The organism is Streptomyces sp. NPDC111520, from assembly GCF_055635295.1.
The window spans coordinates 58,440-74,739 of the sequence record NZ_JBVKBW010000024.1 but is presented as its reverse complement, the minus strand read 5'-3'; the positions used below and the strand labels follow the sequence as shown (position 1 = coordinate 74,739).

Here is a 16,300-nt window from a genome sequence, read left to right as displayed (position 1 = left end):
ACCCTGGACGACGGTCGGGTCCACGCCGCCTGGCATTCCAGCCTTATCGAGGGATGATCAAATCGGTAAGTTGCCCTGCAGACGGTATCCGACCGCGGTAGAAGACGACCGCCACGCACAGCACCACTAGCGACACGAGAGGCGGCGCCCGCGTGCGTCAGCGGACGACGTCAAAGATGTTCTTTTGCAGGCCGTTCGCGTAGACCTCGTGCTCGACCAGCTTCAGCTTCTGCGTGTCCTTGTCCGTCGCACTGAAGAGGCGCTTGCCCGCGCCGAGCAGCAGCGGGAAGACCAGCAGGTGGTAGCGGTCGATCAGGCCCGCGTCCGAGAGGCTCTGGTTCAAGGACGCGCTGCCGTGGACGATGATCGGCCCGCCCTCCGTCTGCTTCAGGGCCGCGACCTCGTCGAGCGAACGCAGGATCGTGGTCTCACCCCAGTTCGAGACCAGGTCGCCTTCGGCAAGAGTGGCCGAGACGACGTACTTCGGCATGGCCTTGTACTCGGCGAACTCCACCATGTCCGGCCACACCGGGCTGAACGCCTCGTAGCTGACCCGGCCCATCAGGATCGCGGCCGCCTCGCTCTGCTCGCGCCCCTTGATCTCGTATGCCTCGGGGACGAACTCGACGTCCTTGAAGGTCCATCCGGAGTTCCGGTAGCCGGGTTCGCCACCCGGGGCCTCCATGACGCCGTCGAGGGAAATGAAGGCGGTGCTGATCAGAGTGCGCATCACGGCTCCTTGGTCTCTCATGTCGGTTCTTCGATCGCTTGGGGCCCACCCAGGCACCCTCAGGCGGCAGTTCGCCACCAGCCGGATCGACTCCTCTGCTCCGACACCGGCGTGTACCCAGGATTCCTCCGACAAAAAAATTTGTCAAGGAGATTTCAGTTGTCGGTGTACGCCCGCAGCAGATCGCCCACCGCCGCGTACGCGGGCTTGCTGGTCCCGGAGGTCGTGCGGGTACCGATTTTCTGGCATATCTAGGGATGAGGGGGCAGGACGTGCCGATCCGAGTGCTCGGTGGGAAGGGGGTCATGGTGCCGGGAAGGTGTGACGGTGATCCCGACAGCGGTGCCGCAGCTGTGTTCCCGCCGGCTGCGGGGCGGGCGGCGGCGACGCTCCGGCTGCTGGACCTCGACAAGCGCGGAGAGCTGCCGACCGCTCATGTGCGCTCGGGGGCATAGGCGTTGGACAAGTCGGAGCGGACGGTGTGGCGGTGGCTGGCCGCTGCTCGGGAGGATCGCCGCCTCGCCCGAATGGAGTCGTCTCATGTCACGGTCACCACGGAGGTCCGGCGGCTGCTGGCGCTGTGGGACAGAAACGCCTCCAGGGTCCACGCCGAGCTGGTGCAGCGGGCGGCCGACGATCCAGACGCACCCCTGGTGCCGTCGCTCTCCACGTTGCACCGGGCGATACGCCGGGACCTGACCCGCGAGGAACGAGCCGGGCTCAAGAGTAGGGAAACCGGCGCGACGTGCGCATGACGTGTTCGGGCAGCGGCCGGCGCCGCACCGCAACGCCGCGTAAGCACGTCGAACAGCTCACCGAGCCCGACGGACCGTCACCGAGGTCAACCTCGGCCAGTTCCTCGACAACACCCGCCGCCGGGCCGAGAAACGGACCGGGCAGCGGCGGACGGAACTCGACGCACTGGGCATGCGCTGGTAACAGCAATGAACCGCGCCCGGGGGCCGCGGGTCAGCAGCCCGGGAGGCGATGCCGATGCACGTCGTACAGGAGCCAGTAGTACGGCGAGTTTTCGTCCGAGGCGGCCAGGGCCTCGAGCAGGTCGTCGCCGCGCGGGTCGTCACGCAGGGCGAGCCTGGCGGCGGCCTCCACGCGTACGCCCTCGTCCGCGTCGCTGAGGTGTGCGGCCAGAACGTCGGAGGCGGCCACCGCGCGTGGCGGGCTTGCGCCGAGGACGGTGCACGCCACCCTGCGGACCGCCGCCTCGACGTCGGCGGTGCACTCCACGACGGCGGCGAGTGCATCCGCGTCCCCTGCCATGACAGCGCGGTGCAGTCCGCCGACCGCCCGCTGACGGACCCTGGCATCGGGATGCCTGGTCAGGGCGGGCAGCCGCTGCTCGGCGCGCGGGTCCCGGACTTCGGCGAGCCCGGCGGTGAGCGCCCGGACCACCCGCGGGTCCGGTTCCTTCGCCGCCCAGGACAAGAACAGCCTGGTCACCGGCCCGTCGTATGGGTCTTCGGGGCTGTCGTCGAAGAGGTGGGTCAGGCGCAGCACTTCCGCACCGAAGTACCGCTCCAGCGGGTCCGGCTGGGCGCGCAAAGACGCGGCTGCTTCCCAGATGGCGGGGTCGTGGCGGGCCTGCAGCTCGTATGTCGTCGCCCACCACACGCCGTGGTCGACATCAGGCTCGGCGATGGTGCGGGCGAGAAGTTCGCCGAAGGAAGCGGTGATGCCGTACCGCGGTTCCAGCGCCGTGAGGATCGCGCTGTGTCCGGTGCGGACGGTCAGAGCACCCGAGGACAGCTCCAGCCAGGTCGTCCCGTCGCTGGACGCGACAGTCCTGCAGGCGGCCGGCGCCGATTGGCCGGTCCTGCGGCGCAGCACCTCCGCGGCGCCCGTCTCGTGCCAGTACCGGGCCAGCGCCAGGGCGTCTCGGCCTTCGGGGTCGGTGTGCCACATCGCAGCGCCGTGGGCGATCAGCATCTCCGTGATGTCGTGGGCACCCCGGTCGACGGCCCGCAGTAGCGCGGTCCGGCCGTCAGGAGCGACACGATCCAGCCGCGCCGACATCACCAGAGCCTCGACGACCTCCACGGCGAAGATATCCACCGCCAGGCAGAGAACCGGGGTGCCGTGCTCGTCGGTGACCTCGGGGTCCGCACCCGCCTCCAGCAGCGCGTGAACCGCTTCGGCGTCCCGGCTGCGCACCGCCGCCAGCAATGGCTCCACACCCACGTTTCCCGTCCATCCTCCGCAGCCGCCCCTCACGCTCGGAGCCCCGGTGAGCGCAGTCGACGAGCTGACAGGCCGGACCTGGCTCCCCGGGCCCGCGGCCGGCCTGGGCATCGACGCGGACAAGAAGATCGCAACACCATATCGGCGTCGGCGCCTCGGCAATCCTCCCGACCGTGCTGGTCACCGCCGCCAGTGTCCGGTAACGCCGGCGGCATCCGAGGTGCTCTCGAGCATCTGCGCCGGCCACCTGGCGTTACGAAGGCGTGAGCCGACACCGGCTACCGAACCAGGGCCAATCGACCCCGGCGCCACCTTTGACATCGACGTCGAGGTCACCCGTCACGACCCGCCCAGAAGGGCTCCATAGTCCGCAACGCCGGGTCGTCGAGCGGACCTTCGGCTGGCTCATGCACCACCGCCGCCTGGCCCGCGACTACGAGACCACCCCCACCGCTGCGAAGCCATGATCAAGGCAGCCATGGTCAACCTCATGAGCCGACGGCTCACCCGCGAATCCACGTCGAACTGGGTGGGGCTCCTGGGCACACGGATGAGCAGCACCGTCGGTGCCCGAAAGACAACTTCCGCTCAGGGGCGCCGGGACTACTACCTGGTGGCCTGCGGCGCACGTGGTCCGGGCGCCGACAGCGAGACATGCCCAGGCAAGGACCCGTCCTCCGTCCACCCCAGGCCCGGGAAGGTCCGTATCGTAGGCACAAAAGCTGTTCACATGTTCGGGGGCCGGGTGCGCGTCGCAGATCACACTGGGTGGAGCCATGATTTTCCGGTGAAGTACCTCCTGGTTCGGGAGGACGAAGACGGCGTGGAACAGTTCTGGGGGAAGTGCGCGGGCGTCGAAGGGTTGTTCGTCGATCCGGTTCCGCCGCCGCGAGAAGTCCTCCATGTCCGCGGGTGCCGCCCCGCCGGCCCCTTGGGCAACGTCATGACCGATCCCGAGGTCGCGCCGCGGGGTCTTGGCGATGTGTGCGTCGAGGTCTGGGATGACGAGCGGCCCGTGCAGTGGTGGACTCTGGTCGATGCGGTCGTGGTGGCCCATCAGCCTCACCCGGCCGACCCGTCGCTGTACGACATCGTGGTCGGCGCCGGCGTCAGGAACGAGGAGAGCTTCTTCGAAGTGCCCGCGGCGCCGCGCTTCGAGCTCTTCGCGGGAACGACGGTCGCTGACGCAAGCCTCGGGTGCTGCTCCGCCGTGGACGGGCTGTTCAAGCCGAGAGCAGACCCCGCTCCCGTCCCCATGGAGCTGATCGGCTGCGAGCCTGCTGAGCCCCTGCTCGCGGCGCTGCGGCGACCACGCGCGCCGGGAGCGGAACTGGGCCAATCTTCTGGTGCTGGACCGCCATGGGGCAGCCATGGCCTCCTGCACCGTGGGCCTGGCCATCACCGGGGCCCGCCCGTCCGTACTCGGCGGCACACTCGTCGACATCGCCCTCACCGATGGTGGAGACGATCGGCCATCGCCGACGGCCCGTCCGATCTGGGAAAAGTGGTACCAGGACGCGCCGGCAGAGCCCAACATGTGGGCGCCGTACGACTCGCAGGGCCGGGCTGCTTGGCTGGACCTCACCACCGCCTGGCGGGTACCCGCGCGCCGGCCGGATCAGTTGGGCGGTGAGCACCACCTCGACGGCCGGTTCATCACCGACGAACCCGGGCTGCACTGCGCGATAGCCGAAGCGCTGCTCGGGCCCGGCCGCTACTTCGGCCGGGAATGGAACGCCTTCAACGACTGCCTGGGTGGTGGATTCGGCGTGGCCCCGCCCTTCACCCTGGTCTGGCACCATTCCGAGGTCGCCCGCCGCGCCCTTGCAGACGTCGTCGAGGATCCGCAGGGCCAGCTCTCCTACTTCGAGGACATCGTGCAACTTCTCCAACGGCGCGGCGTCACAGTCGTCCTCCGATGAGCGGAAGCCGTACTGCGACTGCGTCCCGTCGTCTCCAACGGTGACTGCCGTCACTGCACGGTCGACGCCCCGAGCCGTGTTCTTCAGGCGTTTCCGGCAGGATGGATCTTCGCTCATAAGAGCTACGGGCATCCGGGATGAGAGGACCGTTCATGCAGGTGGAAGATCGAGGTGCGCAGGTCGTGGCGACGATGGCCAGGCGGGAGTTTTTTCTCGTCGTATCGCTCATGATGGAAGCGCTTGAGACTGGCGACGAACGAGACTTCGAAACGCGCGTCGGCGCATCCAAAGATGAGGTGCGGGCCCTCTTGCAGAGCCTGCCCGATCTACCGCTACATGGTAGGCACTAAGGTCTGGCCTGACCGCACAGCGGACCGCCGCCTTACGATTCGACCGTATCGCAGAGGCCTGCCGAGGCAGAGCACGGTGGCCCTGCCGGGACACAACGCTCTTTCAGGTCGCAGGCCATTCCTGGCCGGCTGTCTCTTCGCGTGCGATGTGACACCACTGGTCCTCCCCGCCAGGCAGGGGCCAGGCCCAGGTCGGCTGTTCCGCGGTGTCCAGGTCGTGGAGGAGACGGACGAGCTGTGGACCGGCGGTGGTGGCGCCGTCCGGGACGGTGAGGCCGTGAATGGCGCGGAGTCCGGCGAAGCGCGCCAGTTCGTTCTCATAGAACTGCACGGCCTCGTTGATGCGCGCGGCGCGGTCATCGCCCGGCACCGTGCGGTGCAACTGCAGCAGTGGAGGCTCGACGGACTCGGCGATCGCCGCCGCGAGCCGCGCGTGGCCGTCCAGGATCAGATGGCAGTCAAGGCCACTGACCCACCACAACAGGACGGGCGGAAGCGTCCCTTCACGGGCCTGCTTGCGGTAGGCCTTGACCCGGCTGTCGTCGGCATCGGGCATCGGTCGCAGCGGAAGGATCTCCCACGAACGATTGTGGACAAACCAGTCGATGTATCCGTTCGGATGACCGTCGACGAGCATTGGAGCCCCAGTACTCGGCATGCGAAGCGTCGGCGTGGCGCCAGCGCCGAAGCGGACTTTCGCACGAGAACAGCCACCGGCCCTCGTGCAGCGGGCTGCCCGCCGAATCGATCAGGTACTGGGCAAAGCGGTGAGCCCACCGGTCCGGGCTGCCCGCCAGGGCGCGCCCCACATCGGCGCGCAACGGCGGAACGAAGGAGTGGTACTCGTCAGTGCGCCAGAAGTCCACGCCCTGAAGGTGTTCGTCGACAACGGCGAGCAGCACGGGCCGCGACAGCTGGGAGACCAGCAGCCGCTGCCCCGCACTGAACACGCACAGTCCCGGCTCGAAGCGGTCCTGTACATCCAAGGACAGGCCCACCCACCCGCCGTCGTCCCGCGTGACATCCCCGCGCTCCACGCCCACGCCTCCGCCGTTCCCCCGCCGCCGCCCCTCACCACCGGAAGGAGCCCGGGCGAGCGTAGTCCACGAAAACTTGATCCGGCTTTCGAGCCCGAGCACCAGCGGGTGGTTGTCCCGGTTAGCCAGGGTGCGGTGGCTCCGGCCGCAGCGGTAGAAGGCCGGGCGCCAGCGGCACGTGAGCTGCAGGCGCTGGTCGTGATGAGTCATTTCAGGTTCTCGTCGCGGATCATTCTGCGGAGGCTGGTACGAGTGGCGGCCAGGTCTTCCTCCAGGGAGGTTATGCGTACCTCGGCTGCGGTCTGCGCTGCTGAGGCCTGTTGGAGCTGGCTGGTGAGGTGCACGTTTTGACGCGCCAGTTCGTCGGCTTTGGCGGCCAGGTCGGGGCTGTGGAGAGCGTCGAGTTGCCGGCCTAGGGGCTGTCCGGTCGATCATGCCTCGGTAGGGTGCCGCTGTGTCGAAGACGAGCGTGAGCAACGAGACCGTCAGCATGTTGTGCCTCTGGGTGGAGCCGTGGGGCACGGATCACTGGATGCGGCCGGGCGAGGAGTTCACCGTAGTCACTGAGCAGGACCCCGAGGAGTCGCCATTTAACGTGGTTGTGCATGCGCAGGGCATAACGGTGTGGGTGAACTCTGCCAACGCCTCGGAGGTCGTCGACAGGAACGGTGCCTCAGTACCGTGTGGACATCAGCGTCCGGCTGACGCATGGTCTTGACGAACTTCCACTCTCATCATGTGCGGAGCCAGATGACGAGGGCTGCTGCGGTGGCGGTGCCGAGGTAGACGTAGCCGCGCTTGTCATAGCGAGTTGCCACGGCCCGGTGCTGCTTCAGCCGGTTGATGGCCCGTTCGATGGTGTTGCGCTTCTTGTAGCGCTGTTCGTCGAAGCCGGGTGGCCGTCCCCCATGTGAGCCTTTGCGTCGGCGGGCGGCCTGGGTGTCGGTCTTCTCCGGGATGGTGTGCCGGATACAGCGGCGTCTCAGGTAGGCGCGGATGATTCCGTTGCTGTAGGCCTTGTCCGCCGCAAGGCTGTCGGGCTTCTTGCGGGGCCTGCCCAGACCGATCTTGGGAACCCGGATCTTCTCCATTACCTGCTTGAACTGGGTGCAGTCCGCCCGTTGTCCCGGTGTGACGATCAGGGACAGTGGGCGGCATCGGCCGTCGGCGCTCACGTGAATTTTGCTGGTGAACCCGCCCCGCGAGCGGCCCAGGCCCTCACTTCCTGCACCACCTCCACCAGGCGGGCATGCAGGCTCTGCCACGCTGTTTCGCCCTGGTGTTCTGCATGCTCGGCCCCTTTTGACAGGACAAGTCCTAGCTGGTGGCGTAGGGCGTCGCGGAGCCGGTCGCGTTCCGTGCGGAGCTCCTTGATCTCTTGGCGGGCGAGTTCGAGTTCCGCTCGCAGGCTGGTGAGGGTGGGCGGGTTTCCTGGCTGGGCCGGGGTGGTGGTGATGCGGGCTTGGCGGAGTTGGGCGGCTTCGATGTGCTCGCGCACGCCGGGGGCGTAGGTGAGCCAGGAGGAGACGCTGGCGGTTCGGGCGACGGCGGCGAAGGTGACCGGCTGTCCTTCCTTTTCGAGAGCGGTGATGGCGGTCAGGACGCGGGCGCGTTTGTCGAGGCTGTCGCGACGTCTGGCTTCGGCGAGGGGAGCGGGGTTGCCGCGGGGGTTCACCGAGGCTCCCCTTTGCGAACCGCGGTGAGGGGCAGGAGCGTGTGGGTGTCTGCCGCTCGGGCTTTGCGGAGCACGGTGCTGGCTTCTTCGATCTGGGCCCCCGGCCTACCTGGCGCAGTACGAGCAGCACGGGCCCGTTGTGCCGCTGGGTGGGCGCCGCTGCGGCTACGGGCAGGAGCCTGATCACGCCGTGGTGCTGGCGGTGCCTCAGTTCGCGGCCCGGCACGCGGGCGAGCACACCCGCGACCAGGACGGTCGGATCGTGACTGGCCCTGCCATCGCGCCGGGCGCGAGCGAGCCTGGTGAACAGGAGGTGCTGGCGTTGCTGCGCCGCGCCTACCCCTACCTGCCGGCCGACGCCGCCCGCGACGGCGCGGGGGCGCAGGTTTCGCCGCTGGTGGTCAAGGCCCGGGCCGCGCGGCGCGGCTCCCGGCGTGCGGTGCGCGGGTGGTCGCAAATGCAGCCGGGGTCGACCGAGGTGTACAACGCGCTGGTCGTCGGCCGGTACAGCTGGGTACCCGACGACGAACCGGCCCGGGGGGCGGCGGCTGCGGAGCTCGCGGAGCTGCCGATCCACTGGATGAAGGACTGGATGCTGTGCCTGGACGTGGAGTGCGGACCGCGGCCCGACACTTCGTTGCACCGCCTGTACGGGGCGGTGATGTCCTTCGTCGCCGACTCCGGCCTGCTCGGCTTCGCGCCGACCGGCGGTCACCCGGAGATGACGGTTCCGGTCCACCGGATCGTCGCGCTGACTGGCGATGAGGACCGGCGGCGCGCCTGGGAGGTCCCCGCCCACGAACCGTATGAGGACCTCTCGCTGGAGGTCTGAGCTGAGAGCCCGGCTAGAGGCGCAGGGTTTCCTCAGCCGGTCCCCCACCGGTGCGCGGCGGCACCTCGCCATTCCACCCAGCGCGGGTCGTCGACCACCAGGCCCGGCTCCGGCAGGCCGGCAGACCGCAGAATCAGCAGCAGGTCGTGGTCGGAGAACGCGGTGCCGACGTAGTCGTCCTCCATCCGGCCCTCGTGGTGCATCGTCACCAGCCGGCCGCCCCTCGGTGACAGGCCGTGCACCACAAACCGTGCGCCTTCCATGACTTCCAGCGTGCCGCACAACGATGAGCAGTGCTCGCTGGGGCGAGCGGCTGGCGCCTGCCGCAGTGGTGGCGACCGCCGTTGGAGTGGAGGTCAGCACCGCAGTGCCGCGCCTTCAGATGGCGGGGCTACGTCGGCTTCGGTGTTGACGGTGCGCACTCCCGTAACCGTCACGTTCAGTGTGCGTCGGCGGGGCCCCATCTCCCCCCTTGGGGCCCCGCCCCACGCTCCCGACACCTGCTGACGGGGCCGAGTACGGGACCACGCGGCCTTTTCAGGAGTGGTCGCCGGGGGGGGGGACGGTTCAGCAGTTGGCGGAAGAAGTCGGCGGCCACCGGGCGTGCGCGGTCGCGGTCGCGCAGTTCGTCGTGGCCGAAGCGGAACACCTCGTAGCCCCGGAACTTCAGGTCGCGGTCGCCGGCCATGGTCGCGGCGTACTTCCCGCTGTCCGGTACAGCTCCGCCATCGCGGGTGAAGTGCTCGCTGCCGTCGACCTCCAGCACCACGCGTCTGCCACCCGGCAGCAGCATGAGGAAGTCCATCCGCAGGTTCTGCAGGGCGTTCTCGCCGCGTTCGCGTACGGTCTTGTGGTCCCAGTGCATCCATATCTCCGGCAGGAGCGCGGGCACCTCGTGCAAGACGTCCTTGTACAGATGGTGGTACAGCCAGAACAGGTGACGCTGTCCCGGGGATGTGGGAGGCAGGGACGCCCTCATCCGCTCGTACAGACCCCGGCTCGCCTCTCCTGGGTCGGTGGTGCCTCGGGCGGCCTGCCACCAGGACAGCAGGTCGCGCCAGAGCAGCCCTTCCTTACCGACGGGCGTGTCATAGACCAGGACCTTGTCGGCGCGTTCGGCGATCTCGATGTCGTTGTCGAGAGCGCTGATAAAACGGATGTCGGGCTTTCCCCGGCTGGCGAAGATCAGGTTGCGCGGACGACGGCCGGTGCCACGCCCGGGCTGCACCAGGGAGAAAACGGGGTAGCCGTCGGCTTCGCCTTCCTGGCGCAGGACTGCGCCCACCGGCTGCAGGTGCTCGTTGGCCAGGTCCACGAAGCGGCGCTGCGCGTGCTCGTCGGGCAGGACCGCGGCTGAGGCCAATCCCTCGAGGAAGCGCCCGAACCGGGGGTGGGGGGCCTCGAACGCGCCGAGGCACTCGAAGAGGTCTTCCGCGCTCCAGTCGTCTCGGAATCTGATGACGTGGCGCGTAATCTCGTCGCGCAGGCTGACCGTAGGAGTGCCACACTCCCCCAGCCAGTCGTCCCCGAGATCCATAGCCGGCCCAGCATGGCGAGGAAGCGGTCCGGGTATTCCCGGTAGTGGGATAGGTCGAGGTCCTTGGCCAGCTCGCGCCGGGTACGGCCGGGGACCTCGACGTGGTGCCGTCCGAACCACACCACGTCCTGCAGAGCATGACGTTCGACCGTGCGCAGCGTCTCGCTGTCCAGTACGGCCTCGGCGACCTGGGGCAGACGGCCGCCCGGGCAGGCCTGCAAGCCGGCCGTCAAACGCTGGTGCTTGGTGGGGCCGCCGTCATCGTTGGCTGGCGGCGGCGGAAGGTGGAGGCGTTCGCACAGCTCCGGCAGGTCCTGGTGCCGGTAGCTCTGGTACAGCGTGCCCAGGACGCCCTCGATCAGGGTCCGCAACCGCGGCAGATCCATCTGCTCAGCCATCACACGATGATGAGCCAGACCCTCTCCTTGTTCCAGAGCGGGTCACCGCCCCTTGGGGCGTACACGCCTGGCGACTTCCACCCGGGCGCAGCGCGGGTGTGGCGCCGGTGGGGTCCGCTGCGCGGTCCGGGACAGCCGATCGTCCCACCTTCAGCCCGCGATGCCACACCCCACGGCGCGTGGAGGCAGCCTCAGAAACGCTCCGCGGCTGGCCTTTCCCTGTCGGGCCAGCCATGAGCCATGCAGAACGGCTCTGCTGCCCTGTCCCCCCGGGGAGGGCGGGCGGAGAATTTGGTTTCCACGCCGCCATGCCGGTCGTCTGCTGGTGGTGGGGCTGCGGCTGACCGTTGGCTTCCCACGGCAAGAGAATCAGATCGAAGACCTGAGCGAAACCGCACATGATCCCTGTCTGGCGACAGTTCAGCACACTTACCACACATCCGGTAAGCGGGACCCGCCCCGTTAGGCGGGTCCCGCAGCATTCGATCGCCAGGAATTAGGTTGCCGGACTATTCCTCGAGAAGCTCACCGGTGAAGCCTCCCGTAACCCACTGAACTGCGGTCGGCCGGAATCCTGAACCTTCCCGATAGTACTCCGCCACTGCAGCGCGAGCTTCCCTCAAAGGGATGGCGCTGACTCGGTTAAAAAAGCTTGGGCACCCTGGTTCACTCACAATTTGCGGGTCGACTTGTGGAGGGTTCGGATTCCAGGATACCCATACATATCCCGCTATGTCGGCACCCATGGCGGCGGTAACCCGTTCCTCAACCCCGCCGGTGCAATACCAAATGAGCCCGCCGTATCCAGAGCTATAGTCAACGCCCACCGTAAGTGAGTTGTCGACATTTTCGTTTCCGTCTACGAGAACCTGAAATTCACGGTTCGTCCAACCTTCCTTCCTGTCTTCATCGAAGAGCCCATCGAGGTATTTTTGCAGTTCGCCGGCAGTTCCTAGATATACAGGCGTTTTTCCGAAAACTTTGATGGTTGCTGCTCGGGCCGCCATGTTCACGCTCCACCCCAGAGTACTACCTTGCCGCCAGGATAGTACACCGTGAGCTTCGAATTGCGTGGCAGGATGTATTGGATTGCCGCTGCACAGTTCTTAGACCCAGTACAGACGCCCTTGTTGTTATTGATGACGACGGCGACATCCGTCACCCTATTCTCCGTCATCCAAACCGCACACTTGGTCTCCACGTGGGAACTTGGACTGTATGACTTCAATCCGGGTTTTACAGGAAACTCGGGCTTGCCGCGGATCAGCCTTTCGGCCTCCACCCACAATGGATCGTCATGCTTTACGCCGCCTTTATCCCAAATGACCTCACCGCTGGAGATTCGCTTCAGCTCTTTCGGGAAACCCGGTATCGGTTTTCCCTTAGGGTCCAGCAGTTCCCCCACCGTCTTTTCATCCGCTAGGTCGTCAATCCACTTTGGCAGGCTCTTGAGAATAGGGAGAACCCACTCGCAGGAATCCGTGGAATCCGCGTTGTGGACGAGGACGTACGTGGAGCCGGTGGAGACGAAGTAGGTGTGTAGGTCGTCGACGGTGAGGTTGTAGGCGCCCTGGAGGCCCTGCCAGTCGCGAGTATTCGCGATAGCGGCGGTGGCACCGTGCGAAGTGCGCAGGGTGTCGCCGGGCTCGAGATCACCGGCGTACTTCCAGGTTCGGTCACGCTCGGACCAGTAGGGGTGGTGGCTGGTTGAGGTGAGCGTGGAACCGTCGGTGAGAGTGACGTCAGTGAAGTTGCGGTCGTCGGGGGTGTGGATGGTGTTGGTGACGCGCCGGGGACCGGTTATTCCGGTGATGGGGTCGGCGGCTATGACGAGGTCGGCCGTGTTGACTTGCTCGATGGGGCTGCCTGCCCCCGTCGGCCATGAGGACCTTGGTGCCGGCTGGGAAGCTGTTCGCTGCTTTTGTCAGGCAGGCGGTGGCCAAGCGGGCGGCTCGGCCGGCCTTGAGGAATTCGATTCCCTTGCCTAGCTTCGCGGCGTATTTCAACTTGCCCCAGGGAACGACGCCGGCGACTGCCATCGTGCAGTCCAGCGCGGTGGGGTTGTCGATGCACCGCTCGGTGTCGGCGAGACCCGACAGTTCCCAGCCGATCGTTACCCAGGTCTGAGGGTCCTTCGCCAGCGTGTAGGCGCCCTCTATCGCCCCCCGTCGCAGATGCTCGTGTTAAGGTTGAACGGAAAGAAAGTTTTATCGACCCCATACAGGACGTCGAGGCAGACCCAGCTGAAGCCGTCCGCTTCGCTTCCGTCCCGCGCTTGCTGGAAGGCCTCCTCTTTCTCTTGCTCGGCAAGGTCGTGCGTCGCTGTCCAGGCTTGCTTAGCTTCTGCTTCTGCCTCGGCGGCGCTCTTGCCGGCGGAAATGGCCGATTCCCGGGCCTGAGTGGCGGCGTTCTCTGCTATCTGCGCTGAGGAGCGGGCGTAGGAAGCGGAGAATTCGGCGTCGGCGGCGGAGTTCTCGGCTGCGGTGGCATCCTGTGCGGCTGCGTTGGCTGCGTTGCGTGCGGTGGTCGCTGATGCTGCTGCGTCGGCGGCGCTTTGGGTGGCGGCGTCCGCTGATGCCTTGGCGTCTTCCGCGTACTGCTTGGCCTGATCGGCCGATTTCTTTGCCTCGGCTGATGCTGCTGCTTCCTCGGCAGCGTTTTGTGCCGTTCCTGAGGCTTCGGCGGCGTACCAGGCGTTCTCCTGTGCTCGGGCGGCGATCAGGGAGCCTTCGGCGAGGAGCCGTTGGACCTGGTGGATGTGAGTGGTGGTGAGGTCGTCCTTGCGCTGGGCCGTGTACTGGCCGGTGCTGACGAACTCGTGGATCAGCTCTGGCGGGCCGGCGAGGGCGATTTTTGCGGCGGCCTGGAGTTCGGCGCCGCCGGTCTCGGCGAGGTGGGCGGTGATGACTCGTTCGTCGGACAGTCGCTCGCCGTACTGGCCGATGCGCAGGAACTTTGCGAGGGTCGTGCCGTTCCCGTCGGCCAGTGCCGCCTTGGCGGCGTTGCGCCTGGATCGACCACGGCGGGCGAACACAGGCCGGCGCTATCTGGTGGGACCGGTACCGGGATCCGGCACCAGAGCGCAACATCCACAATGTCGCGTTCGAAGACTGGGCGGAGTATTTCAACACCGTGGAGGTCGCCGCGCAGCGCGCGCGGAACGCACGACACAACGCTCTGGCCGGGCTGGACGGCCATCGCGGCGCGGAGTACCGGTACGGGGAGCGGCTGGAGGAGGAGGCCGGCTGCTTTGTCGATCGCGTCCGCGAGCCCACTCGTCAGGGCCCGGACCCGGCCGCGAGGCAGTTGTACGGAGGGATGCGGGTCCTGCTGCCGCCGGGGCTGTACCGGCGCGTGCACGACAGTGGCCGCGACCCAGCGACGCGTGCCGAGGCTCTGTTGCGCCGGATCGGGCACGGTAACCTGCCCGCCGGTGCCGCCTGGCACACCACCGAGCATGCCGCCTACCAGGACCTCGCCCGCGAAGACGCTGTCGACCTGACCACGGACCCGGTGACCCACGTGACGTTCCATCTGCTGCCGCTGCCCCGGGCGGGGCTGCCGCAGCACGAGGTGAAATCCACCTGGATCGGCTTGGTCGGCTCCCTGGGCATCGAGGTGCGCATCGCGGGCATGTCGTGGCGGTCCCCCAGCCGTCCCAGGGTCACGCACCGCGCCGCCTTCACCCCGCCGGTGAACGCAGCCATCGCCTCCGAGTTCTGGCAGAACGCCTCACCCGCCTACCTGGCCCGCTACGACATGCTCGGCGAGCTCCGCCCAGGCCAGTCACCCCACGACCCTGGCCCCTCCCCGTTTGCGGGGCGCGAGAGCGACATCCGCGCCGCCGAGGACCGGCTCCTGCACGGCATCGCCCAACGCTCAGCTGCCCCCGCGCGGCCGGTGCCCGAGCGGGGCCGGGCGCACCAGCAGACCGCGCGTGCGGCACAGCCCCACTCGTCCCCTGCGCGACGGCGCTGAGCAGCAGACGACTACCAGAGCGTGGCGGTCACAGGTCTTGCTCGTACCGGCCACTGGGGAAGTCCGCGTCGATGGTGACGTAGTCGTCCGCCGGTTCGCCGGCAGTACCCACTTCGCGCGTGCCGGTCGCCACGCCCGTGACGACGTAGCGGTCGTCGACGGTCTGCGCCGGATGGGGCGCGGGGTCGTCGGGCACCGCGATGTGCAGCGGCATGTCGTCGGAGTACGCCGCCAGCGCCTCGCGCAGCCGGCCAACCGTCCATTGGTTTTGTTGATGAGAACGGACAGCAGATGTTCACCACTTCGGGAGGCGTCCGGGCCTGTCATGGATTGGAACGGTGATGCTCGACGTCGCGGGTTGCGCTTCGGCCTCGCGGTAGATTCAAAACACGTTGGCCGGTCTGCCACGGAGCTGCGACGATGCCTCCTGATTCTGTAGCGGAGGGCATTTGTTCGTTTTCGTGTGTGGGGGATGCGGCACGGAGCTGACTACCCCTCTGTCCCGAGTCGCCCTGCCCGCACACGCTCATCAGAAGTACGGGAACGGGCTTCAGCTCCCGCTGCTCATGGAGTCGGGCACGTTCGCCGTGGACCCAGAGCCCTGGGGGCCGCCGTGGCGGAGGTGGGAGGAGATCCATCCGGATGAGGCGGTGGCTCGCGGCATCTACGCGCCGGTGTATGCCCTCTCCGACGGCGCCCCCGGCTCGATCGTCATCGCGCCCGGCGACGCCCGCGCCACCGTACTGATCCCGGAGCGGGCCGGCGGCTACTGTTGCGGCCTCGACGGCGCAGACGGCCCCAACATGGCCTGCGAGCGATGCGGCCTGCCCGTGGCAAGCCGAATCGACGACTGCTCACTCTGGCAGGCGGTGCGGCTCGCGCCCGACGCGGTGCGCCGCCTGACCGTCGGCGGCGCCGACTTCGTCCCACTTACCTGGGCAGCACTTTTGGAGGAGGGCGAGGCCACGCCTCCGTTCGAGCCGATCGCCACATGGGGGCCGCGGCTCGGGTCAAACCACTTCTGGTCGTGGAGCCCACGGTGGGAGGCCGCGGTCGGCCGGGCACTTGCCCACCTGCTGGCAGCCTCGCGAGGCCAGCGGGTGACCGTCCCGGACGGTCTGAGCAAGGAAGTGTTCCAACGCGCTCTCGATGCTCTGCTGCCTGCCGGGCCGCGGGCACGGCGCGCCGTTCTGGCCGGACCAGGGCAGCCCGCCGTCGACGAGGACGCGGACATCGTCCTGGTGCCGACCCATCCGCAGACCGGACAGATGTGGACCCCGGCCGGCCCGGGGACCTCGGCCTACCAGGTGCCTCTGCCGTTCGGGGTGTGGTTGTGGCTGGCCTTCCCCAAGCCGCACCTGCCGCTTCCCGCGTCGGGCGGCATGCCCGACGGCGTCCTCCGCGACGATCCGCCCGCACCGCGCCCTCGGTACTTGTTCCGGGCCGATCCGGGCGCCTTTCAGCATACCCTGGTTCGGTTGCCGACCGTTCGTTGTCCGTGGTTGCGCGGGATCCTCGAAAACCTCACCCAGCACATGCGCGCCGGGCTCTTCTAGCGGACTGACCCAAAGGTGCCGGAATCGAACGGCGCCGGACAGAGGTGCCTCCCGGAGTGGTGAACATCTGCTGTCCGTTCTCGTGAACA

14 protein-coding genes and 4 pseudogenes are annotated in these 16,300 nt (G+C 67.7%); 6 read left to right on the top strand and 12 right to left on the bottom strand.

Annotated elements, in window-relative coordinates; genetic code table 11:
- Positions 1-157 precede the first annotated feature (157 nt).
- On the bottom strand, positions 158-730 hold the full coding sequence (locus ACZ7MY_RS37445) for a dihydrofolate reductase family protein (protein ID WP_499609267.1): 573 nt from the start codon (positions 728-730) through the stop codon (positions 158-160).
- 527 nt (positions 731-1,257) lie between these two features.
- Between ACZ7MY_RS37445 and ACZ7MY_RS37440 the strand changes: the two genes are divergently transcribed.
- On the top strand, positions 1,258-1,485 hold the full coding sequence (locus ACZ7MY_RS37440; protein WP_499609265.1) for a hypothetical protein: 228 nt from the start codon (positions 1,258-1,260) through the stop codon (positions 1,483-1,485).
- 214 nt (positions 1,486-1,699) lie between these two features.
- Here ACZ7MY_RS37440 and ACZ7MY_RS37435 read toward each other — a convergent pair whose 3' ends face one another.
- Entirely contained in the window at positions 1,700-2,926 is a 1,227-nt protein-coding gene (locus ACZ7MY_RS37435; protein ID WP_499609262.1) for a HEAT repeat domain-containing protein, read from the bottom strand.
- Between the two features lie 91 nt (positions 2,927-3,017).
- Here ACZ7MY_RS37435 and ACZ7MY_RS37430 point away from each other — a divergent pair.
- Positions 3,018-3,455: pseudogene (locus ACZ7MY_RS37430) on the top strand (transposase family protein); the annotation flags it as partial.
- Between the two features lie 841 nt (positions 3,456-4,296).
- A complete protein-coding gene (locus ACZ7MY_RS37425; RefSeq protein ID WP_499609259.1) occupies positions 4,297-4,848 on the top strand; it encodes a barstar family protein in 552 nt (183 codons plus the stop codon).
- Between the two features lie 453 nt (positions 4,849-5,301).
- Here ACZ7MY_RS37425 and ACZ7MY_RS37420 read toward each other — a convergent pair whose 3' ends face one another.
- The 3 genes and pseudogenes from ACZ7MY_RS37420 to ACZ7MY_RS37410 form a co-directional block, all read right to left on the bottom strand.
- Positions 5,302-5,835 carry a hypothetical protein gene (locus ACZ7MY_RS37420; RefSeq protein ID WP_499609257.1) on the bottom strand — a complete coding sequence of 178 codons (534 nt, stop codon included), beginning with the start codon at positions 5,833-5,835 and terminating at the stop codon, positions 5,302-5,304.
- Between the two features lie 1,134 nt (positions 5,836-6,969).
- A pseudogene (locus ACZ7MY_RS37415) lies at positions 6,970-7,455 on the bottom strand (IS5 family transposase); the annotation flags it as partial.
- Positions 7,407-7,910, bottom strand: coding sequence for a DUF6262 family protein (locus ACZ7MY_RS37410; RefSeq protein ID WP_499609255.1), 504 nt, complete (start codon positions 7,908-7,910; stop codon positions 7,407-7,409). The gene ACZ7MY_RS37410 and the pseudogene ACZ7MY_RS37415, both read right to left, overlap by 49 nt.
- Before the next feature lie 262 nt (positions 7,911-8,172).
- On the opposite strand from ACZ7MY_RS37410, the gene ACZ7MY_RS37405 reads away from it, so the two are divergent.
- The gene (locus tag ACZ7MY_RS37405) at positions 8,173-8,742 is read left to right on the top strand and encodes a hypothetical protein (RefSeq protein WP_499609252.1); all 570 of its coding nucleotides are present in this window, start codon (positions 8,173-8,175) and stop codon (positions 8,740-8,742) included.
- A 32-nt stretch (positions 8,743-8,774) separates the two neighbouring features.
- On the opposite strand, the gene ACZ7MY_RS37400 is transcribed toward ACZ7MY_RS37405, so the two are convergent.
- The 6 genes and pseudogenes from ACZ7MY_RS37400 to ACZ7MY_RS37375 form a co-directional block, all read right to left on the bottom strand.
- Positions 8,775-9,005: a hypothetical protein gene (locus ACZ7MY_RS37400; RefSeq protein ID WP_326581589.1), complete on the bottom strand. Its 231-nt coding sequence runs from the start codon at positions 9,003-9,005 to the stop codon at positions 8,775-8,777.
- Positions 9,006-9,181: 176 nt separating this feature from the next.
- Positions 9,182-10,279, bottom strand: a complete 1,098-nt coding sequence (locus tag ACZ7MY_RS37395; protein WP_499609250.1) for an AbiJ-related protein — start codon at positions 10,277-10,279, stop codon at positions 9,182-9,184.
- 907 nt (positions 10,280-11,186) lie between these two features.
- Positions 11,187-11,684, bottom strand: a complete 498-nt coding sequence (locus ACZ7MY_RS37390) for an Imm1 family immunity protein (RefSeq protein WP_499609338.1) — start codon at positions 11,682-11,684, stop codon at positions 11,187-11,189.
- A gap of 2 nt (positions 11,685-11,686) precedes the next feature.
- Complete coding sequence (locus ACZ7MY_RS37385; protein ID WP_499609247.1) at positions 11,687-12,082, bottom strand: DddA-like double-stranded DNA deaminase toxin; 396 nt, start codon at positions 12,080-12,082, stop codon at positions 11,687-11,689.
- Between the two features lie 96 nt (positions 12,083-12,178).
- Positions 12,179-12,535, bottom strand: a pseudogene (locus ACZ7MY_RS37380) (polymorphic toxin-type HINT domain-containing protein); the annotation flags it as partial.
- 297 nt (positions 12,536-12,832) lie between these two features.
- Entirely contained in the window at positions 12,833-13,711 is an 879-nt protein-coding gene (locus ACZ7MY_RS37375; RefSeq protein ID WP_499609245.1) for an ALF repeat-containing protein, read from the bottom strand.
- A 98-nt stretch (positions 13,712-13,809) separates the two neighbouring features.
- Between ACZ7MY_RS37375 and ACZ7MY_RS37370 the strand changes: the two genes are divergently transcribed.
- On the top strand, positions 13,810-14,655 hold the full coding sequence (locus ACZ7MY_RS37370; protein ID WP_499609243.1) for a hypothetical protein: 846 nt from the start codon (positions 13,810-13,812) through the stop codon (positions 14,653-14,655).
- A gap of 28 nt (positions 14,656-14,683) precedes the next feature.
- Here the strand turns inward: ACZ7MY_RS37370 and ACZ7MY_RS37365 are convergent.
- Positions 14,684-14,923, bottom strand: a pseudogene (locus ACZ7MY_RS37365) (DUF6225 family protein); the annotation flags it as partial.
- Between the two features lie 181 nt (positions 14,924-15,104).
- Here ACZ7MY_RS37365 and ACZ7MY_RS37360 point away from each other — a divergent pair.
- Positions 15,105-16,211, top strand: coding sequence for a hypothetical protein (locus ACZ7MY_RS37360; protein WP_499609240.1), 1,107 nt, complete (start codon positions 15,105-15,107; stop codon positions 16,209-16,211).
- Positions 16,212-16,300: the final 89 nt, after the last annotated feature.